Origin of the sequence: Nocardioides cavernae (assembly GCF_013410035.1) — a bacterium.
Taxonomy (GTDB): Bacteria; Actinomycetota; Actinomycetes; order Propionibacteriales; family Nocardioidaceae; genus Nocardioides; species Nocardioides cavernae_A.
The window spans coordinates 555,810-579,187 of sequence record NZ_JACCBW010000001.1 but is presented as its reverse complement, the minus strand read 5'-3'; the positions used below and the strand labels follow the sequence as shown (position 1 = coordinate 579,187).

Sequence of the window (23,378 nt, the reverse complement as noted above, 5' to 3'; positions counted from 1 at the left end):
GATGATCGAGCCATGTTCGACCTGCTGATCGTCCTCCTCGCCGAGGACCCCACCCCCCAGGACACCGAGGTCAAGGCGGGACCACTGGGCTTCGCCCTGTGGATCTTCATGATCCTGGCCGTCGTCGTGCTCGCCTTCAGCCTGGTCAAGCAGCTCCGCAAGGCGCAGGCCGCGAAGGACGCCGGCCTCTACGGCGACGAGCCGGTCAGCACCGACGAGGACTCGGGCTCCGAGACCCGGTCCTGACCCCCGCGGCCGGGCAGCCACCAGTTCCATTGACCCAGCAGGGTCATCGCGGCCGGTAGCAGCAGGCCGCGCACGATCGTGACGTCCAGGAGGACCGCCACGGTCATGCCGACGCCGATCTCCTTGATCGCGATCAGCTCGCCCGCGGCGAAGCCGAGGAACACGATCCCGATCGCCACGGCGGCGAGCGTGACGACCGGACCCGACGCGGTGATGCCGGTGAGCACGGCCTGGTCGCTGAGCGCGTGCAGGTCGGGCGTACGCCCCCGCTTGCGCCGCGAGCGCGTCGAGGCGGCGAGCGCGTCGTCCCACGCCTCGCGGATCCGCGCGACCAGGAAGACGTGGTAGTCCATCGACAGGCCGAACGCGAACATGAACAGGAGCAGGGGCGTCGTGACGTCGAGGGCGCCCCACGGCTCGAAGCGCAGCGCCGACGACCCCCAGCCCCACTGGAAGACCGCGACCACGACGCCGAGGGTGGCGGCGAGGGAGAGCAGGTTCATGGCGACGGCCTTGAGGGGCACGACGACCGAGCGGGTCAGGCGTCCGAGGAGCAGGGTGGTGAGCAGCGCCACGACGAGGATCGCCGGCAGGGTGCGGTCGGCGAGCGCGCTGCGGGTGTCGACGAGCTCGGCGGTGGGCCCGCCGACGAGGACGTCGGGCCCGAGGTCCGCGCGCAGCCGGCGGACGAGGTCCTGGGTCTGCGGTCCGTCGTAGTCACCGGCGTCGTCGGGCTCCGGCTCCACGAGGATCTGGCTGAGGTCGCCCGGCACGGGGTCGAGCAGCATGTAGTCGGCCACCCCGGGGACGCCCGGCAGCAGGCTCAGCGCGTCCGCGGTCTCCTGCGAGTCGTACGCCGCGGGCACCAGCACGGTGATCTGCGTCGCGACCTGCTCCGGGAACTCGCGCTCGATGGCCTCCTGGGCGAGCCGGGGCTCGCTGTCGCCGGGCAGCGTGCGCACGTCGGAGTTGCGGAGGTCGAGGGACAGCAGCGGGGCGGCGAGCAGGAGCAGCAGGGCCGTGCAGCCCACCAGCACCGGCCACGGCCGCCGCTGGGCGACCCGGGCGAGGCGGGGGAGCAGGGTGTGCGCGCTCGGCGTGCCACCGAGGAGACGCCCCGGTGCCGGCTCCGGGATCCGGGCGTGGGCGACCGCGACCAGCGCCGGGGCCAGGGTGAGGCCGGCGAGCGTGGCCGCGAGGACGGCGACCAGGCCGCCGACGGCCATCGGCGTGAGGACGGGGTCGCCGAGCACGAGGAGACCCGCGAGCGCGGTCCCGACGGTCAGTCCGGAGACCAGGACGGTGCGTCCCGAGGTGGCCAGGGTGCGGCCGAGCAGGTCGGCGGTGCCCGTACGCCCGCGCGCGGCCGCGCGCTCCTCGCGGAACCGGCCCAGGACGAGCAGGGCGTAGTCGACCGCGAGGCCGAGGCCGAGCAGCGTCACGACGTTGACGGCGTACTCGCTGACCGAGGTCACCCGTGCGATCCCGGCAAGGGCGAGCAGCGCGACGCAGACCGAGCCGAGGGCGGTGGCCACGGGGAGGACACCGACCACGAACCCGCCGAGGGCGAGCGCGAGGACCACCACGAGCACCAGGACCGCCACGCCCTCGCCGCGGGCGGCGTCGAGGATCGCCTGGTCGGCGAAGGCCTCCTCGGCCAGCAGCGGACCGCCGATCAGCACCTCGGGCATCGCGACGCTCCGCAGGGCCTCCTCGACCCGCTCGACCGCCTTCCTGGCGCGCGCGTCGTCGACGGTGGGGTCCACCTCGACGACGACAGTCGTGCCGGTCCGGTCGGGGGAGACGAGCTGCTGCGCACCGGTCGTCCACGGGTCGCTGACCTCGACGACGTCGGGCAGCTCGCGCACCTCGTGCATCACCTTCGACGCCTGGTCGATCATGGCCGTGCTGTAGATGTCCGCACCGGTCATCACGGCGACGACGAGCTCGCCCTCGGGGTCGGCCTCGTCGAGCCGCTCCTGCAGCACGGCGGACTCCGCGTCGGCCCGCAGCGGGTCGGGCGCGTCGGCGACGTCGTACACCGAGCCGCCGAGCGTGGCGCCCAGCACGACGAGCACGGCCCACGCGCCGAGCACCCAGCGTCGTCCGCGGTGGAGCAGTCGTCCGAGGTCGTCGAGCACGAGCGTGACTGTAACCAGCATCACCCCTTCTGACGAAGAGCGCGCAAAAGTTGTTCACAACGCGCCGGATTGGACCTAGGGTGAGCCCGATCACATCCCCCGCCGGTGCCCGCACCACCGGACCGCTCCGAGAGGCCTTGCCCGGTGTCGTTGTCTCGCTCTGTCCGCCCCCGTCCGCGCCCCAGGTGGGGCGCCGCCCCGCTGGTGGTCGCCGTCGCCGCCAGCCTGGCCGCGGTCGTGCCCGCCTCCTCCTCGTCGGCCGTGCCGCCCGGCGACGAGCCGGGCGTCACCATGCGCGCCTACCAGCTCGGCCAGCCGATCGAGCAGCTGTGCACGCTCAAGTCGGGTCAGACCCCCAATGTCGACCAGCTCAAGCAGGTCATCGACTGGGACGCCCCTGACGACTTCGGCGGGCTCGAGGACAACTTCGTCGTCGAGGCCATCGCCAACCTGTCGATCGAGACGGCCGGCACCTACGAGTTCCGCCTCGTCAGCGACGACGGGTCCGAGCTGCTGATCGACGACCAGCAGGTCATCGACCACGACGGACTGCACGGCGACGTCGCCAAGGACGGGTCGATCACCCTGACGGCGGGCGTCCACCCGCTGCGGGTCAACTACTTCGAGGCCGGGGGCGGCGAGCGCCTGACGCTGTCGTGGCGCAAGTCCGGGGACAGTGCGTTCTCCGTGGTCCCGACCTCCGTACTGAGCACGGAGGCCAACGTGACCCGCGTGGTCGACCCCGGCTTCAAGTACTGCGAGGGCCAGAACGACTCGGCGGGCGACGGCCTGCAGCTCGACGGGGTCAACCCCGCCTACGAGCTCACCGACCTGCGGCCCGGTGGCTTCGAGCCGCAGGTCAGCGGCTTGGAGTGGGACGGCGACGACCTGCTCGTCCTCACCTGGGGTGGCAACAACAACGACGCGGGCGACACCGAGCTCGGTGAGCTGCACCGGCTCGGCGGGGTCAAGGACGCCACGTCACCGGCCGAGGTCACCCGCACGCTGATCGCCAGCGGGCTCAAGGAGCCGCAGGGCATCAAGGTCGTCGACGGCGACATCTACGTCTCGGAGAAGACCGGCCTGGTCCGCCTGACCGGCGAGGACGCACAGGGCGTCTTCCAGTCGAAGGAGACCATCGCCGCGTACCCCTTCGACACCAACTTCCACGAGTTCGGCTTCGGCATGCTCTTCGACGAGGCGACGAACAAGTTCCACGTCAACCTGTCGGTCTCGATCAACCGGGGTGGCGCCACGACGGTGCCGCAGGGCTCCTACGACCGCGGCACCCACATCACGATCGACAAGGCGACCGGCGAGATCGACTTCGTCGCCGGCGGCCTGCGCACCCCGCACGGCATGGGCTGGGGTCCCGAGGGCGAGATCTTCGTGACCGACAACCAGGGCGGCTGGCTCCCGGCCAACAAGCTCATCGAGATCCGGCCCGGCGAGTTCTACAACCACTTCACCACCGAGCCCGACGGCAGCAAGGGCCGCTTCGACGAGGAGCCGGTGACCAAGCCGGTGCTCTGGATGCCGCAGAACGAGATCGCCAACTCCCCGAGCACGCCCGTCGTGGTCGAGGAGGGCCCCTACGACGGCCAGATGTTCATCGGCGACGTCACCTACGGCGGCCTGCAGCGGGCCGACCTCGAGAAGGTCGACGGCCGCTACCAGGGCGCGCTCTTCCGGATGACGCAGGGCCTCGAGGCCGGGGTGAGCCGGGTGCTCAAGGCCGACGACGGCCAGCTCATCATCGGCGGCCTCGGTGCCGGCGGCAACTGGGGCCAGACCGGCAAGAAGCGCTTCGGCCTGCAGAAGCTCGACCTCAGCGGCGACACCCCGTTCGACATGCTGTCGATGGACGTCGTCGAGGGCGGCTTCGAGATCGAGTACACCCAGCCGCTCTCCGCGGAGACGCTGGCCGGGCTCTCCGACGCCTACACCATGAAGCAGTGGCGCTACCGCCCGACGGCGCAGTACGGCGGGCCGAAGCTCGACGAGGAGACCCTCGAGGTCACCAGCGCCACCGCGAGCGCCGACGGCAGGACGGTCAACATCCAGGTCGCCGGGATGAAGCCCGACCGCGTGGTCTACCTCCGCTCGCCGCGCCCCTTCGCGTCGGCGTCGGGCGAGACGCTGTGGAGCACCGAGGCCTGGTACACCCTCAACAGCTACCCGGGCTACGTCGAGCCGGAGCCCGAGCCCGCACCGTTCGGGCTCTACGAGCTCGAGGACGGTGAGCTCTTCGGCTCCGCGCGCATCGACACCGAGCACGCCGGCTACAGCGGCAACGGCTTCGTGGCCGGCATGGGCGACACCGGCGCCGGCACCGAGGTGCAGGTCGTGGTCGACGAGGCCGGCACGTACGACCTGACGTTCGGCTACGCCAACGGCCCCAACCCCGACCCCAACCCGGTGACCAAGACGCTCAGCATGGTCATCAACGGTGAGCGCACCGAGGTCGGCCTGCCGTCGACCGGGAGCTGGAAGACCTGGGGCACCCACACGGTGTCGGTCGACCTGCCGGCCGGACCGAGCAGCGTGCTGATCGAGAAGCGTGCCGCCGACTACGGCCACGTCAACCTCGACTACGTGCAGGTCGTCGAGCCGACGACCACGCGCTACGAGGCCGAGCTGGCGGACCGAGCAAATGGCGCCAACGTCCAGACCGAGCACGCCGGCTACAGCGGCACCGGATACGTCGGTGGGCTCGAGAACTCCGGCGCGAAGGTGACCTTCACGGTCGACGCCGACGAGGCCGGCGAGCACGCCCTGACCATGGGCTACGCCAACGGTCCGCACCCGGCGCCCGGCCTCGTGAAGACCATGGACGTCTCGGTCAACGGCGGTCCGGCCGAGGCCATCACGTTCGCCAACACCGGCGACTGGAAGACCTGGGGGACCTCGACGGAGACCATCGAGCTCGCCGAGGGCAGCAACACCGTGTCCTACACGGTGCCCGCCGCAGGCGGCCCGACGGACGGTCGGATCAACCTCGACTACCTCGACGTCGGCCTCGCCGGCGCGGTGTGCGACCCGGACGCGACCGTCACGCCCGACGACGAGTTCGACGGCGACGCGCTCGACGCCTGCCGCTGGACCACGATCCGCAACCAGACCCCCGGCGGCCTGGCGGTCTCCGGCGGCCAGCTGAAGATCAATGCCCAGTCCGGCGACCTGTCGGGTGGTGCGGTCGACGCCAAGAACGTCGTCCTCCAGCCGGCACCGGCAGAGGGCCCGTGGGCAGCCACCACGCAGCTCACGATGACGGGCACCGACGACTACCTGCAGGGCGGTCTGGTCGCGTGGACCAACGCGGACAACTACGCCAAGCTCGTCGCGATGGAGAAGCCCGACGGCGACTGGGTGCTCGAGCTGGGTCGCCGCATCAACGGCGACATGGTCTACACCAACGCCGACCTGCCCGACGGCGCCGCACCGGACGAGCTGCAGCTGCAGATGGTCTCGACCGGCACCGCCGTCCAGGGTCGCTGGTCGGTCGACCAGGGCACGACCTGGCAGTCGATGGGCGCGGGCTACCCCGCCACGGGGCTGACCGCCCCGCAGATCGGTGTCGCCGCCTACAACGGCACCGGCAGCCAGGTCGGCGCGTTCGACTGGTTCCGGGTCAGCGACGACGTCGTCGTGGAGCCGGACACCTGTGAGGCCACCCCGGCCGACCCCGGCTACCGCTCGCTGTTCGACGGCACCACGGCCAGCATGGCGGACTGGAACATGGCCGGCCCCGGCCTGTTCACCCGCGAGGCTGACTGCACGCTGAAGACCAACGGCGGCCTGGGCCTGCTCTGGCACTCCGAGCCGCTCGAGGGCGACTACTCGCTGCAGCTGGACTGGAAGCTGGTCAAGGACGACAACGGCGGCGTGTTCGTCGGGTTCCCCGACCCGGGCAACGACCCCTGGGTCGCGGTCGACCACGGCTACGAGATCCAGATCGACGCCACCGACGACCCCGACAGCACCACGGGAGCGATCTACAACTTCCAGTCGGCCGACCTCGCAGCCCGCGACGCCGCCCTCAAGGGCGTGGGTCAGTGGAACCACTACGAGATCAAGGTGGAGGGCAAGCGGATCCGGATCTATCTCAACGACGTCCTGGTCAACGACTTCACCAGCACGGCTGAGGGCCGTCTCGACTGGCCGTCCTACATCGGTCTGCAGAACCACGGCGGTGGCGAGAACGTCTACTACCGCGACGTGCAGGTCAAGGAGCTCGCCGACCCGGAGGACGTGCCGTCGGAGGTGACCGTCACCGCTCCTGCGGAGGTGGAGACCGGCAAGAAGGCGCAGGTCCAGGTGGCGGTGTCGTCGGACGCCCAGGAGACGCCGACCGGCGAGGTGGTGCTGTCTGTCGATGGGACCGACCTGCCGGCGGTGGAGCTGGAGGACGGGAAGGCGACCGTCGAGGTCGGGCCGTTCCCGGCGGCGCGGACCGTGGAGCTGGTGGCGACGTACGCCGGCGACGTGGCCCACGACCCGGGCGAGGGCAGGGCCAGCATGAAGGTCGTGACCCCGGCGCCCACGAACCCGCCGACGACCCCGACGACCCCGACGACCCCGACCACGCCGCCGACGAACCCGCCGGCCGACACGCCCGCGGTCCAGGTCACGGGCGGGGGCAAGGTCGACGCGACGCCCAACCGTCGTAAGGCCACCGTCACCCTGACGTGCGCCGACGACTGCGAGGGCCGGGTGGTGCTGCGCACCCGCGGAGGCAAGAAGCTCGGCGCGGCGGCGTTCGACCTCGACGCCGGTGACAAGGGCAAGGTCAAGGTCTCGCTCACCAAGCGCGCTCGTGCGCTGCTGGGCAAGAAGGCGACCGTCAAGGCCGTGCTCGTCGTCCGCTTCGAGGACGGCAGCACCCAGCGGGTGAGAGTGCGGCTGACCCGCTGACCCCACCGGGTGGTCGGGCGCTATCCCTGGCGCCTGACCACCCGGACCACGCAGTCCCAGGCAGTACGCAGCTGCCGACCGCCGTGCGCGTCGTCCGAGCCCACCGCTCGGGCGACGCGTTCGGCTCTCAGCACCGTCACGTCGAGGCCGGTGAGGTCATCGACGACGTCGGCCGCGGTCATCAGCACCGCCGGGTCCTGCGGGCCGCCCGTGCCGTCGACGAGGTTGGTCGAGTCGTGGGCGACGAGCAGCATCGTCCCGCCCGGCGCCAGCATCCCGACGGCACCGCGGACGGCCCGCCTCCGGTCGTCGGCCGGGAGCTGGAGGTAGGCGACGACGACGAGGTCGACCGGCGCGGGTGGCTGCCACGTCGTCGCGTCGGCGCACACCCAGGTGACGTCGAGGCCCGCGTCCTCCGCGAGCCGGGCGCCCTTGTCGAGCGCCACCTGCGAGAAGTCGACGGCCGTCGCCGTCCACCCGAGGCCGGCCAGCCAGATCGCGTTGCGGCCCTCGCCGGCCGCCAGGTCCACCGCGGTGCCCGGCGCCAGGTCGGCGAGCTCCGCGGCGACCAGCTGGTTGGGCTCGCGCGACCACACGAGGTCGCTGGCGGCGTACCTCTCGTCCCAGGCGTGTGCGTCCATGCGCCTCAGGGTAGGACCGCCGTTCAGCGGCGGAAGGCCACCGGGTCGCCGAGGTAGCGCTCGAGGTCGGACCGCACGGCGTCGCTGAGCTGCCAGGCCGCCTGCGCGCCGTGGTCCCACAGCACGTTGACGCAGGTCCAGGCGACGGCGGGGGCGCCGTCCGGGTCGACGCGGACCTCCGCGCCCACGTCGAAGGACGTGCTGCCGATGCGCGTCACCCACAAGGTCGCGAGGAACGGCTGGTAGGGCACGAACCGCATCTCGGCGTGGTACTCGATGGCCTGCGAGGCGACGAGCTCGGAGACCCCGTCGTCGACGGCGTGCAGCAGGCCGCTCTCACCCGGCGGCAGTCCCGGCAACGGCGCGAAGCGCAGGAACTCGTAGCGCGCCTCGTCCAGCACCCGCACCGCCTCCACGTTGTCGACGTGACCGGCGAGGTTGATGTCGCGGTAGCGCGCCTGGATCCGCGTGGTGAACGTCTCGCCCATGGCGCGCAGTCTTCCCTACGGGCCGACCCAGGTGCCGCCGCGCATCACCCGCACGACCTCGAGGCCGTCGTCGAGGACGACGAGGTCCGCGCGGCGCCCGGGAGCGAGCGCGCCGACGTCGGCGAGGCCCCACGCGGCCGCGGGAGCGGTGCTGGCGGCGTGGAGGACGTCGACGAGGGGCAGGCCGGCGGTGCGTACGGCGTACCGCACGGCCGCGTCCATCGTCAGCGTCGAGCCGGCGATCGGCCCGTCACCGTCCTCGGAGGCGAGCCGGGCGACCCCGCCGCGGACCTCCACCTCCATGGGACCGAGGAGGTAGTCGCCGTCGGGGGCGCCCGCCGCGGCCATCGCGTCGGTGACGAGGATGCAGCGACCGGGCTTGGCGGCGAAGACCGTGCGGAGGACGGCGGGGTGCAGGTGCACGCCGTCGGCGATGAGCTCCACGTGGGCCGGCGACTCGAGCAGCGCGCCGACGGCGCCGGGCTCGCGGTGGTGCAGGGGGCGCATCGCGTTGAAGAGGTGGGTGCCGACGCGGGCGCCCGCGTCGATCGCGACGCGCGCCTGGTCGTACGTCGCGTCGGTGTGGCCGACCGCGGCCACGACGCCGACGTCGGTGAGCAGGCGGACGGCGTCGGTGCCGCCGGGGAGCTCGGGGGCGAGGGTGACCATCCGGACCGCACCGCGCCGTCCCGAGCCGGTCGACGGGTCGCCGGCCCCGAGCAGGGCCTCGACGGCTCCGGGGTCCGGCTCGGTCAGCGCGCCGGGCTGGTGGGCACCCGAGCGATGTGGGCTGAGCCACGGCCCCTCGAGGTGCACACCGGCCAGCACGCCGTCGTCGACGAGGAGGGCGAGCTCGCGGACGGCGGCGGCCATCCGCTCGGGGGTGTCGGTGACCAGGCTGGCGGCGATGGACGTGGTGCCGTGGGAGAGGTGCGCGGCGACGACGGCCGCGCCGGACTCGGCCGTACCGGTGTCGAACGCCGCGCCGCCGCCGCCGTGCACGTGCAGGTCGACGAAGCCGGGGGAGACGGTCATGTCGCCGAGGTCCAGGTCGGGAGCGCGCGGCGGCGTGCCCTCGCCCACCTCGACGATGCGGTCGCCGTCGAGGTGGAGCCACCCCGGCGCGAGGATCCGCGCCGGGGTGACCACCTGTGCTGCGGTGAGGATCATGCTCACGCGCTCGTGTCGGCCTGCGCGAGCGACTCCTCGCCCTCGTCCTCGCGACCCGGCGTCTTGAGGTTCCACTTCCGGATGACGAACCGGAAGAGGAAGTAGTAGACCGCCGCGTAGCCCAGCCCGATCGGGATGAGCAGCAGGGGCTGCGTCGCGATGTTGAAGTTGAGGACGTAGTCGAACAACCCTGCGGAGAAGCCGAAGCCGTCCTTGATGCCGATCGCGTTGACCAGCGCCATCGAGGTGCCGGTGAGGAGCGCGTGGATGACGAAGAGCGGCCAGGCCACGAACATGAACGCGAACTCCAGCGGCTCCGTCACACCGGTGAGGAAGGCGGTCAGCGCGGCCGAGAGCATGATGCCGCCGACGGCGTTGCGGTGGGCCGGCTTGGCCTCGTGCCAGATGGCCAGGGCGGCCGCCGGCAGGGCGAACATCATGATCGGGAAGAAGCCGGTCATGAACGCGCCAGCGGTCGGGTCACCCGCCAGGAACCGGGCGATGTCGCCGTGCACCGGCTCGCCACCGGGCGGGGTGTACTCGCCGAAGATGAACCACGGCGGGTTGTTGAGGATGTGGTGCAGCCCGAGCGGGATCAGGAGCCGGTTGAGGGTGCCGTAGATGAACCCGCCGAGGACGGCGTTGTCGGTGACGGACTCGCCGACCGCGGTGATCCCGGCGTCGAAGGCGGGGTAGACGAAGCTCATCAGCACCGAGATCACGATCGCGGCAAAGGCGGTGATGATCGGGACGAAGCGACGCCCGCCGAAGAACGCGAGGTAGGGCGGCAGCGAGATCCCGTGGTAGCGCTGCCAGAGGAAGGCGCTGGTCAGGCCCATCACGATGCCGCCCAGCACGCCGTAGTTGACCAGCTCGCCGTCGTCGAGCACGTACGGCGACATCGCCTCCCCGACCGATGCGAAGACGAGGTAGCCGACGACGGCGGCGAGCGCGGTCGAGCCGTCGGCCTTCTTGGCCATGCCGATCGCGATGCCGACGGCGAACAGGATCGGCAGGTTGGCGAACAGGGCGTTGCCGGCGGCGCCGATCACCGCGGCGATGCTCTCCCAGCCCAGCCCGTCGGCACCCGTGAGGTCCGGCGCGCCGAGTCGCAGCAGGAGTGCGGCCACGGGCAGCGCGGCGATCGGGAGCATCAGGCTGCGCCCGAACTTCTGGAGCGGTGCGAGGTTGAACCTGCGCTTCGTGGTGCCGCCCGAGGCGGCGTCCGTTGTGGTCATGGGGACCGTTTCCTTCCGGTGGTGCTGTTGGAGCTCTTCTTCCCTGTGGCGTCGGGGGTGGCGCCGAGGCTCATGTGGACCTGGTAGCGGTCGCCGCGGTAGCGCGAGACGACGTGCTCGACCGGTCGCCCGGCCGCGCTGGACACGCGCCGGAAGACGAGGAGGGGCGTGTGGACCGGGGCCTCGAGGCGGCGGGCGGTCGCGCCCTCGGCCGCCTCGCCCCACAGCGTCTGCTCGGCGCCGTCGATCACCAGCCCGTAGCGCTCGGCGAAGAGCGTGTAGAGCGACCCGGCGAGGTCCTCGGTGTCGAGGTCGGGGAGCAGCGAGCGCGGGTACCACCCCTGCTCGATCGCCATGGGCTGCCCGTCCGCGAGGCGTACGCGGTCGATGCGCCACGCGGTGCCGCGCGCGCCGAGGCGCAGGGTGCGTACGACCTCCGCAGGGGGCCGCTCCTCGTCGACGAGCATCAGCCGCGTCGACGGCACCAGGCCGCGGCGCCGCATGTCCTCGGAGAAGGACGCGAGGTGCAGCCGGCTCTCCACCCGCGGGCGGGCCACGAAGGTCCCCTTGCCCTGGATCCTGGTGAGCAGGCCGCCGGCGACGAGGCTGTCGATCGCCTTGCGGACCGTGGCCCGGGAGACGTCGTAGGTCGCCATCAGGTCCCGTTCGGAGGGGATCGCCGTGTCGGGCCCGAGCTCGCCGGTCGCCAGCGCGGCCAGCACGTCGCTGAGCTGCGCGTGCTTCGGCCGCGGGCCGTCGTCGATCCTGCGGGGCATCGGACTCCTCCCTCTCGACGTCCGGGCGAACCATTGGTACGGTCTGGTACGTACCAGTTGGGAGCATGGCTCCCGCGCCCCGACGTTGTCAAGGGACCGACATGAGCAGCACCACCCCCGCCACGTCCGACCGGACGGCCACCCGGATGGCGGCCGAGATCGCCGAGCAGCCCGACGCGGCGCGCCGGACGATCGAGCACCTCATGGCCGAGCAGCCACGCCTGCGCGCGCTGTCCGAGGGCCGGCGTCGCGTCCTGCTCGTGGCGCGCGGGTCGAGCGACAACGCCGCGATCTACGGCCGTTACCTGCTCGAGGTGCACGCCGGCATCCCGGGCGCGCTCGCGGCCCCGAGCGTGGCGACGCACTACCGCGCCTCCCTCGATCTCGGCGACTCGGTCGTCGTGTCGGTCTCGCAGTCCGGCGCGACCGCCGAGATCGTCGAGACCCAGGAGTGGGCCCGGTCCTGCGGCGCGACCACCGTCGCGGTGACCAACGTGGCCGGCTCGCCCCTCGCGGACGCCGCAGACGTCGCGCTCGTGACGCAGGCCGGTCCCGAGGTCGCCGTGCCTGCCACGAAGACCTACCTCACCCAGCTCGTCGCCCTCGCCGTCCTCGCCGACGCATGGGCCGACGGCCCGTCGCTCGCCGACGACCTCGCCCGGGTGCCCGACGCCGTCGCCGGGCTCCTGGAGGCGGATGTCGCGCCGGCCGCCGAGGCCCTCGCTGCGGCCGACCGCGTGGTCGTCTCCGGTCGGGGGCTGCTCCTCGGCACGGCGCTCGAGACCGCGCTCAAGATGGAGGAGACCTGCCTGCGCCCGGTGCGCGGCTACTCCTACGCCGACCTCCGCCACGGCCCGATCTCGGTCGTGAGCGAGGGGCTGCTCGCCGTCCTGGTCGCGTCCGCCGGCGGCCCGCTCGCCGAGCCGATGGCCGACCTGGTCCGCGACCTGCAGGAGCGCGGCGCCCGCGTCCTCGGCATCGGCGGCACCGCCGACTTCGCCGGTCGCTGCGACCTCCACCTCGCCGGCCCGGACCTCCCCGAGACCGTCGAGCCCCTTGCGTCCATCGTGCCGTCGCAGATGATGATCGAGCAGATGGCCCGACGCCTCGGCCTCGATCCCGACAACCCCCGCGGGCTCAACAAGGTCACCCAGACCGAGTTCACCAGCTGAGAGAGGACACACCCATGAGCAGCAAGGCAGAGCAGATCCTGGCCGGGCTCGGCGGCGCCGAGAACGTCGTCGAGATCGAGGCATGCATCACCCGCCTCCGGACCGAGGTCAAGGACGGTGCGCTCGTCGACCAGGCCGCCCTCAAGGCCGCGGGCGCCCACGGGGTGATGGCGAGCGGGACCGTCGTCCAGGTGGTCGTCGGACCCGAGGCCGACAACCTCGCGGACGACATCGAGGACCTGATGTGAAGGTCCTCGCGCCCTGCCCGGGCACCGTCGTCGCGATGACCGACGTGCCCGACGCCGTCTTCGCCGAGGAGATGGTCGGCCCGGGCGTCGCGATCGAGCCCGCCCCGGGTCGCACGACCGTCGTCTCCCCGATCGCAGGCACGGTCCTCAAGGTGCTGCCGCACGCCTTCGTCGTCCTCGGCGACGGCGTCGGCGTCCTCGTCCACCTCGGCATCAACACCGTCCGGCTCGAGGGCGAGGGCTTCGAGGTCCTGGCCGAGCAGGGGAGCGAGGTCGACGCCGGCGACCCGATGATCACCTGGGACCCGTCCACCCTGCCCGCGTCCGCCGGCGGGCAGGACGTCTCGCCCGTCGTCCCGGTCGTGCTCATGGACGGCGAGAAGGGCTCCGTGACCAGCGACGCCCTCGGCGCGACGGTCGCAGCCGGCGACCTGCTCTTCACCACATGAGCGACGTCAGCGCCCTGCTGCTCGACCTCGACGGCACCCTCGTCGACTCCGAGCCACTGCACCGCGCGTCGTACGTCGCGTGGTTCGCGCACCGTGGGTGGGAGCTGCCCGACCTCTCCGTCTTCACCGGCAGGCGCGCGCAGGACGTCTTCGCCACCACGCCCGGCCCCTGGTCCGGCGAGGACCCGGACGACCTCGCCCGACAGGTGGTCGGCTTCGTACCCGACGAGCCGCCGACGCCCGTGCCCGGGGCGCGGGACCTGCTCGTCGGTGCCCGCGCGACGGGCGTGCCCCTGGCGATCGTGACCTCCGCGGGCCCCGGCTGGGTCGAGCGCGCCCTCGCGGCCCTCGACCTGCCGCTCGACAGCGTCGACCTCGTCATCACGGCGCGCGACGTCGTCGACGGCAAGCCGCACCCGGCCGGGTACGCCCTGGCGTGCGAGCGCCTCGGCGCCGACCCCGCGTCGGCGGTGGCCGTCGAGGACTCCCCGGCCGGGGTGCGTGCCGCGCGGGGCGCGGGCGTACGCCGGGTGGTGGGCGTGGCGACCACGCACGCCGTCGACCAGCTCGAGGACGCCGGGGCCGTCGAGGTCCACGACGACCTGCGGCCCCTGCTCGCCCTGGTGCGATGAGCCCGCCACGCGGCCGGACCCCCAACGAGGAGACGGTCGCGGCCTACGAGGACATCGCCGCCGACTACGCCGAGGACACCCGCGGCGCGCCGACCGGCGTCCTCGCCGAGGCGCTGGGCCGCCTCGTCACGCACCTGCACGCCGGCGCCACCGTGCTGGAGGTCGGGTCGGGCCCCGGCTGGGACGCCGACTTCCTGGAGTCCCGCGGCCTGCGCGTGCGGCGCACCGACGCCGCCCGGGCGTTCCGCGACCTCCAGGTCGCGCGGGGGCGGCAGGCCGAGGTCCTCGACGTCACGCGCGACCCGTTCACCGACGAGGCGTGGCCGGCGTACGACGCGGTCCTCGCCCTGTTCGTCCTGCAGCACCTCGGGTGCGAGGTCGTCCCGTCCGTGCTTGCCAGGGCCGTCGCGGCGATGCGTCCCGGCGGCGCCGCGCTGCTCTCGGTGCGCGAGGGGGAGGGGGAGCGCTGGGAGCAGGGGGAGGTGCACCGCTACCACGTGTCGTCGTGGACCGAGGAGGGTCTCGACGGGCTCCTCGACGCGGTCGGGCTGGTCCCCGGGTGGCGTGCGCGCCTCGTCGACGGCGAGGGCGGCTGGCTCCTCGTGCTCGCGTCCCGGCCGCGCTGAGGCGTCCTCGGCGCGAGGGGGTCGCTCCACGACAGGTGCGTGGAAATCGTTATCGACATCGATTGACAAGCCGCCGAGCGCTCCGGCACGCTGCTCCGGTGTGATCCACGTCATACGGGGCGGGGTCGGGAGGGATCGAGATGCGGAAGCAGACACGAGTGGCGGCACTGGCCCTGGTGTGCGCCACGGCGACGCTCACGGCGGCCTGCGGTGGCGACGACACCGCCGCCGGCGACGACAACACCATCACGTGGTGGCACAACTCGAACAACGAGCCGGGCAAGGGCTTCTACGAGAAGGTCGCGGCCGACTTCGAGGACGCCAACCCGGGGGTCACGGTCGAGGTGACCGCGATGGCCCACGAGGACATGGTCGACAACCTCGCGGCGGCGTTCCAGAGCGGCGACCTCCCCGACGTCTACATGGAGCGGGGCGGCGGCGAGCTCGCCGCCCACGTCGACGCCGGCCTGACCCGCGACCTCACCGATGACGCGGCCGACGAGATCGAGGCCATCGGCGGGTCCGTCGCGGGCTGGCAGGTCGACGACCGCACGTACGCCCTGCCGTTCTCCGTCGGGGTCGTCGGCGTCTGGTACAACCGCGACGAGTTCGAGGCCGCGGGCGTGACCCCGCCGACCACCATGTCCGAGTGGGAGCAGGTCAACGACGACCTCAAGGCCGCGGGCATCGCGCCGCTGTCCCTCGGCGCGGGCGACACGTGGCCCGCCGCCCACTACTGGTACTACGCGGCCGTGCGCACGTGCAGCCAGGACGTGCTGACCCAGGCCGTCGCCGACCTCGACTTCGCCGACCCGTGCTTCGTCGAGGCGGGCGAGGTGGTCCAGGACTTCGTCGCCACCGAGCCGTTCAACAAGGGCTTCCTCGCCACGCCGGCCCAGGAGGGCGCGAGCTCGGCGTCCGGCCTGCTCGCCACCGGCAAGGTCGCGAGCGAGATGCAGGGCCATTGGGAGCCCGGCGTGATGCAGGGCCTCACCGACGACGGCGAGGGCCTCGGCGACAAGACGGGCTGGTTCCCCTTCCCCGCGGTCGAGGGCGGAGCCGGCGACCCGACCGCCGCCCTCGGCGGCGGTGACGCCTGGGCCGTGTCCGAGGGCGCGCCCGACACGGCGGTCGACCTGGTCACCTACCTGCTCAGCGAGGACGTCCAGCGCGGGTTCGCCGAGAACGACATGGGCCTGCCGACGCTGCCGAGCGCGACCGACGCGATCAGCGACCCGGTCCTGGCCGACCTCATCGAGGTGCGCGACAGCGCGCCCTACGTCCAGCTCTACTTCGACACGGCGTTCGGTGAGTCGGTGGGTGGCGCGATGAACGACGCCATCGCCCTCATGTTCGCCGGCAAGGCCACGCCGCAGGACGTCGTCGACGCCATGCAGCAGGCCGCCGACGACCAGGGCTGAGCGGCGCGCCCCGCGCCAGGCCGGAAGCCGACACCGTGACCCTGCCCTCCCTGACCGCCGAGCCCGACGTGGGCGCCGGCGACCCCGCCCCGGCGGAGCGACCCGACACGGTGCGGGCGGGTCGCTCCCCGGGCGGGCGTCGGACGACCGCGCGCGAGCGGCTCGAGATCGTGGCGTTCGTGTCGCCCGCCCTGGTGCTGCTCGGCCTCTTCGTCGTGTGGCCGGTGCTCTCCGCCGTCCGGATGTCGCTCTACCGGTGGCGCGGCTTCGGCCCGATGGACGACTTCGTCGGCCTCGACAACTACCGCCGGGTGCTCACCGACGACGTCTTCACCCAGGCCGTCACCCACAACCTCGTCATCGTCGTGCTCAGCATCGCCATCCAGCTGCCCCTCGGCCTCGCGGTCGCGCTGCTGCTCAACCGGCGGATGCGCGGTCGCGGAGTCGTGCGCACGCTCATCTTCGTGCCCTACGTCCTGGCCGAGGTCATCGCGGGCGTCATCTGGTTCCAGCTGATGATCCCCGACACCGGCGTGGTCGACGGGCTGCTGGGCGGGGTCGGCGTGACCCCGCCCGACCAGGGCTTCCTCGGCACGCCCGGGCTGGCGTTGTGGGCGGTCATGGCGGTGCTGACCTGGAAGTACCTCGGGCTCGCGATCCTGCTGCTCCTCGCCGGCCTGCAGTCCGTGCCCGAGGAGGTCTACGAGGCCGCCCAGCTCGACGGCGCCTCGTGGTGGCAGACCCAGCGGCGCATCGTCGTGCCCCTGCTGGGACCGACGATCCGCACGTGGTGCTTCCTGTCGATGATCGGCTCGCTGCAGCTCTTCGACATGGTCTGGGTGCTGACCGGGGGAGGCCCCGCCAACGCCACCACGACCATGGCGACCTACCTCGTCACCCAGGGCACCCAGCGCGGCAACTACGGCATCGCGGGCGCCGCCTCCGTCGTCCTCTTCGTCATCGGCGTGGTCATGGCCGCGCTCTACCAGCGGCTCGTGCTCCGGCGCGACACCGAGGACGCGAGGTGAGCACCGTGACCGGACCCGCCACGCCCGCCCGCACCGGGGGCCGCCTCGCCGACCCCGCCGTCGCGGTCGTCGCGCTCGCCGTGGTCGCCGTGAGCGTGGGCCCGGTCGTCTACGGCGCGCTCAACGGCTTCCGCTCCAACGAGCAGATCGCGAGCGACCCCGCCGGCCTGCCCAGCCCGTGGCGGCTCGACAACTACACCACCGTGCTCACCAACCCCGACTTCTGGCGCTACGCCGCGAACTCGATGGTGGTGGCGGCCCTCACGACGCTCGTCGCGGTCGGTGCCGGGGTGATGGCGGCGTACCCCCTCGCCCGCTACCGGTTCCGGCTGCGCGAGCCGCTCTTCATGGTCTTCGTGCTCGGCCTGCTCTTCCCGCTCGCCACCGCGATCATCCCGCTCTTCGTGCTCATCACCCGCGACCTCCAGCTCTCGAACACGTGGTGGGGCGTGGCCCTGCCGCAGGCGGCGTTCGCGCTGCCGGTCACCGTGGTGATCCTGAGACCGTTCCTCATGGCGCTCCCGCGCGAGCTCGAGGAGGCCGCGCTCATCGACGGTGCGTCCCGGCTCGGCGTCTTCTGGCGGATCGCGCTGCCGCTGAGCCTGCCGGCGCTGATCACCGTGGGTGTGCTCGCCTTCGTCGGGTCGTGGAACTCCTACCTGCTGCCGCTGCTCCTGCTGCAGGGCGAGATGCGTACGCTCCCGCTCGGCGTCGCCGACTACTCCACCCAGTACTCCGCCGACACCGCCGGCGTGCTCGCCTTCACCACGGTGGCGACCCTCCCGGCACTCATACTCTTCCTGGCCCTCCAGGGCCGGATCGTCAACGGTCTGCAGGGCGCGGTGAAGGGCTGATGGGGGTGGTGGAGACGGTGCACACGTCGGGACGCGTCACGATGCAGCAGGTCGCGCTGGAGGCCGGCGTCTCGGTGTCGACGGTGTCCAAGGTGATCAACGGCCGCTACGGCATCTCGACGGCGACCGCCGCGCACGTCAGCTCGGTGATCGAGCGGATGGGCTACGAGACCAGCCTGGTCGCGCGCAGCCTGCGCAACCAGCGCACCAACGTGATCGGCGTGCTCGTCGCGGACTTCGAGCCCTTCAGCACCGAGGTGCTCAAGGGTGCCGCCGACGCCATCCGCGGGTCCGGCTTCGAGCTCGTCGCCTACTCCGCGGGCGGCCGGGTCGACGAGCACGTCGGCTGGGAGCGCCGCTACCTGTCGCGGCTGATGGGCACCCTGGTCGACGGTGCGGTCCTCGTGACGCCGACGATCACCGACGTGCTCAGCGACGGCCCGGTGGTCGCGATCGACCCCCACACCGGCAGCACCACGATCCCCACCGTCACCGCGCACAACCTGCAGGGCGCCCGCGCGGGCGTACGCCACCTCCTCGAGCTCGGGCACACCCGCGTCGGCATGGTCACCGGACGCGCCGACCTGGTCTCGGCCCAGCTGCGTGAGCAGGGCTTCCGCGAGGCCCTCGCCGAGGCCGGAGTCGCGGTGGACGAGTCCCTCGTCGTGCGGGGCGCCTTCGAGGCCGACGTGGCGCGCGACGTCGCCCACCGGCTGCTCGAGCGGACCGACCGCCCGTCGGCCGTGTTCGCCGCCAGCGACCAGATGGCCCTGGCGGTGCTCGACGTCGCCCGCGAGCTCGGCATCGACGTGCCGAGCGACCTGTCGCTGGTGGGCTTCGACAACATCCCGGAGTCCGCGCTCTCCGAGCCGCCGCTGACCACCGTCGCGCAGCCGATCCGCGAGATGGGCCGCGACGCCGTCTCCATGCTGATCGGGCTCATCGAGGGCCGGGAGCCCGCCGACCCGCACCACACGCTGGGCACCGAGCTGGTGCTGCGGCGCTCCACCCGACCGCACGGAGGATCCTCGTGACCGACTCGCGCCACCCGACCGACGCCACCGAGCCGTGGCAGGACCCCGCCCTGGGCGTCGCGGACCGGGTCGACGACCTCCTGGGTCGGATGACGCCGAGCGAGAAGGTCGCGCAGCTCTCCGGCGTGTGGCTGCTCGCCGCCGGTGCCGGCGAGATGGCCCCGATGCTCCACGAGTCCGGGCCCGACCGCCCGTGGGAGGACATCATCGCCGACGGCCTCGGCCAGCTCACCCGCCCGTTCGGCACCGCGCCGGTCGCGATCGAGGACGGGCTGCGCACGCTGGCCGAGCGGCAGGCGCAGGTGCGCGCGGCCAACCGGTACGCCCTGCCGGCGCAGGTCCACGAGGAGTGCCTGACCGGTCTCAACGCCTGGGGCGCGACGATCTACCCCACGCCGCTCAGCTGGGCGGCAGGCTTCGACCCCGACCTCGTGGAGCGGATGGGGGAGCAGATCGGCACGCTGATGGCCGAGCTGGGCATCCACCAGGGACTCGCCCCCGTGCTCGACGTGACGCGCGACCTGCGGTGGGGCCGCGTCGAGGAGACGATGGGGGAGGACCCCCAGCTGGTCGGGACGATGGCCGCGGCCTACGTGCGCGGCCTGCAGTCGGCGGGCGTCGTCGCGACGCTCAAGCACTTCGTCGGCTACTCCGCCTCGCGCGGCGGGCGCAACCTGGCCCCGGTCGGCATGGGCACCCGTGAGCTGCACGACGTGATGCTGCCGCCGTTCGAGATGGCGCTGCGGGCAGGCGCCCGGTCGGTGATGAACTCCTACACCGACATCGACGGCATCCCGGCCGCGGCCGATCCCCAGCTGTTCACCACGCTGCTGCGCGACATCCTCGGCTTCGAGGGCACCGTTGCCGCCGACTACTTCTCCGTCGCCTTCCTCCACACCCTGCACCGGATGGCCGCCGACCTCGGCGAGGCCGCCCGCCTGTCGCTCGAGGCCGGCATCGACGTCGAGCTCCCCACGGTCGACGCGTTCGGCGCCCCGCTGCTCGAGGCCCTCGCGGACGGGCGGCTGGACGAGAAGGTTGTCGACCGTGCCCTGCGCCGTGTCCTGCGGCAGAAGTGCGAGCTCGGGCTCCTCGACCCGGACTGGCAGCCCGCGCCCGTCCGGCCGGTCGACCTCGACCCGCCCGAGGCGCGTGGGCTCGCCCGGGAGATGGCGCGGCGCTCGGTGGTGCTACTGGCCAACGACGGCACGCTCCCGCTCGCGCCGGGCCGCCGGGTCGCCCTGGTCGGGCCCAACGCCGACACCGGGGAGGCGATGCTCGGCTGCTACTCCTTCCCGATGCACGTGCTGCCCCACCACCCCGGCACGGAGACCGGTCTGCGGATCCCGACGCTGCGCGAGGCGCTCGCCGCGTCGTACGACGTCGTGCACGAGCGCGGCTGCGCCGTCGGCGTGCCGAGCCGTCCCCAGGACGAGCCGGCCGACCCGGAGGCCGCGCTCCGGGCGGCGGTGGCCGCCGCCCGTGACGCCGACGTGTGCGTCGCGGTGCTCGGCGACCGCGCGGGCCTGTTCGGCAACGGCACCTCGGGGGAGGGCTGCGACGTGGCCGACCTGCGCCTGCCGGGCCGGCAGGCCGAGCTCCTCGACGCGCTGCTCGAGACGGGTACGCCCGTCGTCCTCGTGCTGCTCGCCGGCCGCCCCTACGACCTCAGCGCCGTCGCCGACCGCCTCGCCGCGGTGGTGTGCGGCTTCTTCCTCGGCGAGGAGGGGGCCACCGCGGTGGCCGAGGTCCTGGCCGGCACCACGAACCCGTCCGGCAGGCTGCCGGTCAGCTTCCCCGGCGCGGGCTCCGCGCAGCCCTCCACCTACCTCGGGTCCCCGCTCGCGCACCGCACCGAGGTCACGACCATCGACCCGACGGCGCTGTTCCCCTTCGGCCACGGCCTCGCCTACGCCGACGCGACGTGGGACGGCGTCGAGCTGCTCTCGGGGGACACCTGGCCGACCGACGGGGTCGCCGAGGTGCGCGTCGAGCTGGCCAACGAGACCGACCGCGACGTCTCCGAGGTCGTCCAGGTCTACCTCCACGACCGCGCCGCGTCCGTCGTACGCCCGGTCCAGCGCCTGATCGCCGCCGCCCGGGTCGACCTGGCGCCGGGGGCGAGGCGCCGCGTCGGGCTGCGGCTGCACGCCGACCTCACGTCGTTCACCGGGCGCGACCTGGCCCGCATCGTCGAGCCCGGCGAGGTCGAGCTGCGGGTCGGCCGGTCCAGCGCGGACCACCAGGCCGTGCTCGCCCTGGCACTCGTCGGGTCGGAGCGGTCCGTCGGCGCGGACCGCGTGCTCGAGGCCGAGGTCGTGACCACCGACGTGCCCGCGTGAACGGTGCCGGGCGCGCGGCCTTCGTGCCCGGCGGCGCGGTCGCACCGACGGAGACCCCGGTCGCGACGGCGCGTGGCACGGGGCGCGTGGCGGCGCTGACCTTCGACGACGGGCCGGACCCGCGCCAGACCGGGCGCCTGCTCGACGTCCTCGCCGACCTCGGCGTCACCGCGACGTTCTGCGTGGTCGGGGACAACGTCCGGGCACCCGGCGGGGCGGAGCTCCTGCGCCGCACGGTCGCGGAGGGCCACGCGCTGGCCAACCACTCGACCGACTTCGCCGACCTGGGGGCTGCCACGGCCGCCGAGGCCGAGGCCCTGCTGCGGGCCAACCTCGCGATCATCCGCGAGGCCCTCGGCGACCCGTACGCCCCGGTGCCGTGGTTCCGAGCGCCCAACGGCAGTCTCGGGCGCACCGGGCCGGTGGCCGTCCGCCTCGGGATGCAGCCGCTCGGCCTGGGCCGCGTGATCCACGACTGGGACGGGTGCGACGATCGCAGCGTGACCACCCTCGCCCACCGCCTCAGGACCGCCATCACGCCCGGCGCGGTCGTGCTCGCCCACGACGGGGGAGGCGACCGCGGGACGACCGTCGACGCCGTGGCCCTCGTCGTCGCGGAGAAGCTCGACGCCGGCTACCGGTTCACGCTGCCGCGCGGCGGGGCGGGGGAGCAGCGATGACCGACGACCGCGAGCGCACCAACTGGGCGGGCAACGTCACCTATTCCGCCCGCGCCGTCGCCCGCCCCGGCACCGTCGAGGAGCTCCGCGAGGTCGTCTCCGCGGCGGCCGCCGCCGGCGACCGGGTGCGGGCGCTCGGGTCGCGGCACTCGTTCTCGACCGTGGCCGACACCGACGGCCTGCACGTGAGCACGCGCGACCTCGGGCTGGTGACCCACGTCGAGGACGGGCCCGACGGGCCGGTCGCCGTGGTGCCCGGCGCGTCGACGTACGCCGAGGTGGCGCCGGTGCTGCAGGCGGCGGGCCGCGCGCTGCACAACCTCGGCTCGCTGCCGCACATCAGCGTGGCGGGCGCCTGCGCGACCGGCACCCACGGGTCGGGCGACGCCAACGGGTCCCTCGCGACCGCGGTCGTCGCCGTCGAGCTGGTCACCGCCGACGGCGGGCTCGTCCGCATCGCGCGCGGGGACCGCGACTTCGCGGGGGCGGTCCTCTCGCTCGGCGCCCTCGGCGTCGTGACCCGCATCTGGCTGCGCACCGAGCCCGCCTACGACGTGCGCCAGTGGGTGTGGGAGGACCTGCCGGCCGCGGAGGTGGCCGAGCAACTGCCCGCCGTGCTGGCGAGCGGCACGAGCGTCAGCGTCTTCACCGACCTGGCCGACCCCGACCGGGTGACGTCGGTGTGGGTCAAGCAGCGCGTGGACGACCCCCGTGACCTCGCGCCGTGCCTGGCGGCCGCCGCGCCGTCGACCCGCGAGGTCCATCCGGTGCCGGGCGTCGACCCCGCCGCCGCGTCGGCCCAGCAGGGCGTCCCGGGGCCGTGGCACGAGCGCCTGCCGCACTTCCGCGCCTCCCACGTGCCCAGCGTCGGCGACGAGCTGCAGAGCGAGCTCTTCCTGCCGCGCGACGCGGCGCCCCACCTGCTCGCGACGGTGGCGGGGGTGGCCGACGTCGTGGCCCCGGCGCTGCTCGTCCACGAGATCCGCTCGATCGCGCGCGACGACCTGTGGCTGAGCCCGTTCCGCGGCCGCGACTCCGTCGCCGCGCACTTCACGTGGCGACCCGACGGCGCGCTCGTGACGCCCGCCCTGCGGGCCGTCGAGGACGCGCTCGCGCCCTGGGAGCCGCGTACGCACTGGGGCAAGGTCACCGCCACGCCCGCGCTGCGCGACGGGGCAGGCGCCTACGACCGCGACTCCTTCGAGGAGCTGCGCTCACGCCTGGACCCGGCGGGCGTCTTCCGCAACGACCTGCTCGGGTCCTGACGGCTGTCGGTCC

General features: G+C 73.2%; 20 protein-coding genes. 14 read left to right on the top strand and 6 right to left on the bottom strand.

Annotation, left to right across the window (positions count from 1 at the left end):
* Positions 1-12: 12 nt before the first annotated feature.
* Complete coding sequence (locus tag F4692_RS02820) at positions 13-246, top strand: hypothetical protein (RefSeq protein WP_179618105.1); 234 nt, start codon at positions 13-15, stop codon at positions 244-246.
* Here F4692_RS02820 and F4692_RS02815 read toward each other — a convergent pair.
* Positions 189-2,408, bottom strand: coding sequence for an MMPL family transporter (locus F4692_RS02815; protein WP_179618104.1), 2,220 nt, complete (start codon positions 2,406-2,408; stop codon positions 189-191). The two genes, F4692_RS02820 and F4692_RS02815, sit on opposite strands and share 58 nt — an antisense overlap.
* A gap of 183 nt (positions 2,409-2,591) precedes the next feature.
* Here F4692_RS02815 and F4692_RS02810 point away from each other — a divergent pair, with 183 nt between their 5' ends.
* Positions 2,592-7,301, top strand: coding sequence for a 3-keto-alpha-glucoside-1,2-lyase-like domain-containing protein (locus F4692_RS02810; RefSeq protein WP_179618103.1), 4,710 nt, complete (start codon positions 2,592-2,594; stop codon positions 7,299-7,301).
* Between the two features lie 20 nt (positions 7,302-7,321).
* Here F4692_RS02810 and F4692_RS02805 read toward each other — a convergent pair whose 3' ends face one another.
* From F4692_RS02805 to F4692_RS02785, 5 genes are read right to left on the bottom strand one after another with little or no spacing between them, the layout of a single operon-like run.
* Complete coding sequence (locus F4692_RS02805; RefSeq protein WP_179618102.1) at positions 7,322-7,942, bottom strand: class I SAM-dependent methyltransferase; 621 nt, start codon at positions 7,940-7,942, stop codon at positions 7,322-7,324.
* 23 nt (positions 7,943-7,965) lie between these two features.
* The gene (locus F4692_RS02800; RefSeq protein ID WP_179618101.1) at positions 7,966-8,430 is read right to left on the bottom strand and encodes an acyl-CoA thioesterase; all 465 of its coding nucleotides are present in this window, start codon (positions 8,428-8,430) and stop codon (positions 7,966-7,968) included.
* A gap of 15 nt (positions 8,431-8,445) precedes the next feature.
* The gene (gene nagA, locus F4692_RS02795; protein ID WP_179618996.1) at positions 8,446-9,600 is read right to left on the bottom strand and encodes an N-acetylglucosamine-6-phosphate deacetylase; all 1,155 of its coding nucleotides are present in this window, start codon (positions 9,598-9,600) and stop codon (positions 8,446-8,448) included.
* A gap of 2 nt (positions 9,601-9,602) precedes the next feature.
* On the bottom strand, positions 9,603-10,838 hold the full coding sequence (locus tag F4692_RS02790) for a PTS transporter subunit EIIC (protein ID WP_179618100.1): 1,236 nt from the start codon (positions 10,836-10,838) through the stop codon (positions 9,603-9,605).
* Positions 10,835-11,614, bottom strand: a complete 780-nt coding sequence (locus tag F4692_RS02785) for a GntR family transcriptional regulator (protein ID WP_179618099.1) — start codon at positions 11,612-11,614, stop codon at positions 10,835-10,837. Before F4692_RS02785 ends, F4692_RS02790 begins: the two co-directional genes overlap by 4 nt.
* A gap of 101 nt (positions 11,615-11,715) precedes the next feature.
* Here F4692_RS02785 and F4692_RS02780 point away from each other — a divergent pair, with 101 nt between their 5' ends.
* From F4692_RS02780 to F4692_RS02725, 12 genes are all read left to right on the top strand, one after another.
* A complete protein-coding gene (locus tag F4692_RS02780) occupies positions 11,716-12,786 on the top strand; it encodes an SIS domain-containing protein (protein WP_257029459.1) in 1,071 nt (356 codons plus the stop codon).
* Positions 12,787-12,800: 14 nt separating this feature from the next.
* Positions 12,801-13,034: a PTS sugar transporter subunit IIB gene (locus F4692_RS02775; protein ID WP_179618098.1), complete on the top strand. Its 234-nt coding sequence runs from the start codon at positions 12,801-12,803 to the stop codon at positions 13,032-13,034.
* Positions 13,031-13,483 carry a PTS sugar transporter subunit IIA gene (locus tag F4692_RS02770; RefSeq protein ID WP_308645132.1) on the top strand — a complete coding sequence of 151 codons (453 nt, stop codon included), beginning with the start codon at positions 13,031-13,033 and terminating at the stop codon, positions 13,481-13,483. The genes F4692_RS02775 and F4692_RS02770 overlap by 4 nt, the downstream gene beginning before the upstream one ends.
* Complete coding sequence (locus tag F4692_RS02765; protein WP_179618096.1) at positions 13,480-14,115, top strand: HAD family hydrolase; 636 nt, start codon at positions 13,480-13,482, stop codon at positions 14,113-14,115. Before F4692_RS02770 ends, F4692_RS02765 begins: the two co-directional genes overlap by 4 nt.
* Positions 14,112-14,741, top strand: coding sequence for a class I SAM-dependent methyltransferase (locus F4692_RS02760; RefSeq protein ID WP_179618095.1), 630 nt, complete (start codon positions 14,112-14,114; stop codon positions 14,739-14,741). Before F4692_RS02765 ends, F4692_RS02760 begins: the two co-directional genes overlap by 4 nt.
* Before the next feature lie 140 nt (positions 14,742-14,881).
* Positions 14,882-16,162, top strand: coding sequence for an ABC transporter substrate-binding protein (locus F4692_RS02755; RefSeq protein WP_179618094.1), 1,281 nt, complete (start codon positions 14,882-14,884; stop codon positions 16,160-16,162).
* Positions 16,163-16,197: 35 nt separating this feature from the next.
* Positions 16,198-17,190 (top strand): carbohydrate ABC transporter permease, encoded by a 993-nt coding sequence (locus F4692_RS02750; protein WP_308645131.1) that lies wholly within the window; start codon positions 16,198-16,200, stop codon positions 17,188-17,190.
* Positions 17,187-18,044 (top strand): carbohydrate ABC transporter permease, encoded by an 858-nt coding sequence (locus F4692_RS02745; protein WP_308645130.1) that lies wholly within the window; start codon positions 17,187-17,189, stop codon positions 18,042-18,044. Before F4692_RS02750 ends, F4692_RS02745 begins: the two co-directional genes overlap by 4 nt.
* Positions 18,045-18,052: 8 nt before the next feature.
* Positions 18,053-19,078, top strand: a complete 1,026-nt coding sequence (locus F4692_RS02740; RefSeq protein ID WP_308645129.1) for a LacI family DNA-binding transcriptional regulator — start codon at positions 18,053-18,055, stop codon at positions 19,076-19,078.
* The gene (locus F4692_RS02735) at positions 19,075-21,420 is read left to right on the top strand and encodes a beta-glucosidase family protein (RefSeq protein WP_308645128.1); all 2,346 of its coding nucleotides are present in this window, start codon (positions 19,075-19,077) and stop codon (positions 21,418-21,420) included. Before F4692_RS02740 ends, F4692_RS02735 begins: the two co-directional genes overlap by 4 nt.
* Positions 21,417-22,100 carry a polysaccharide deacetylase family protein gene (locus F4692_RS02730; RefSeq protein ID WP_179618092.1) on the top strand — a complete coding sequence of 228 codons (684 nt, stop codon included), beginning with the start codon at positions 21,417-21,419 and terminating at the stop codon, positions 22,098-22,100. The genes F4692_RS02735 and F4692_RS02730 overlap by 4 nt, the downstream gene beginning before the upstream one ends.
* The gene (locus tag F4692_RS02725) at positions 22,097-23,365 is read left to right on the top strand and encodes an FAD-binding protein (protein WP_179618091.1); all 1,269 of its coding nucleotides are present in this window, start codon (positions 22,097-22,099) and stop codon (positions 23,363-23,365) included. The genes F4692_RS02730 and F4692_RS02725 overlap by 4 nt, the downstream gene beginning before the upstream one ends.
* Positions 23,366-23,378: the final 13 nt, after the last annotated feature.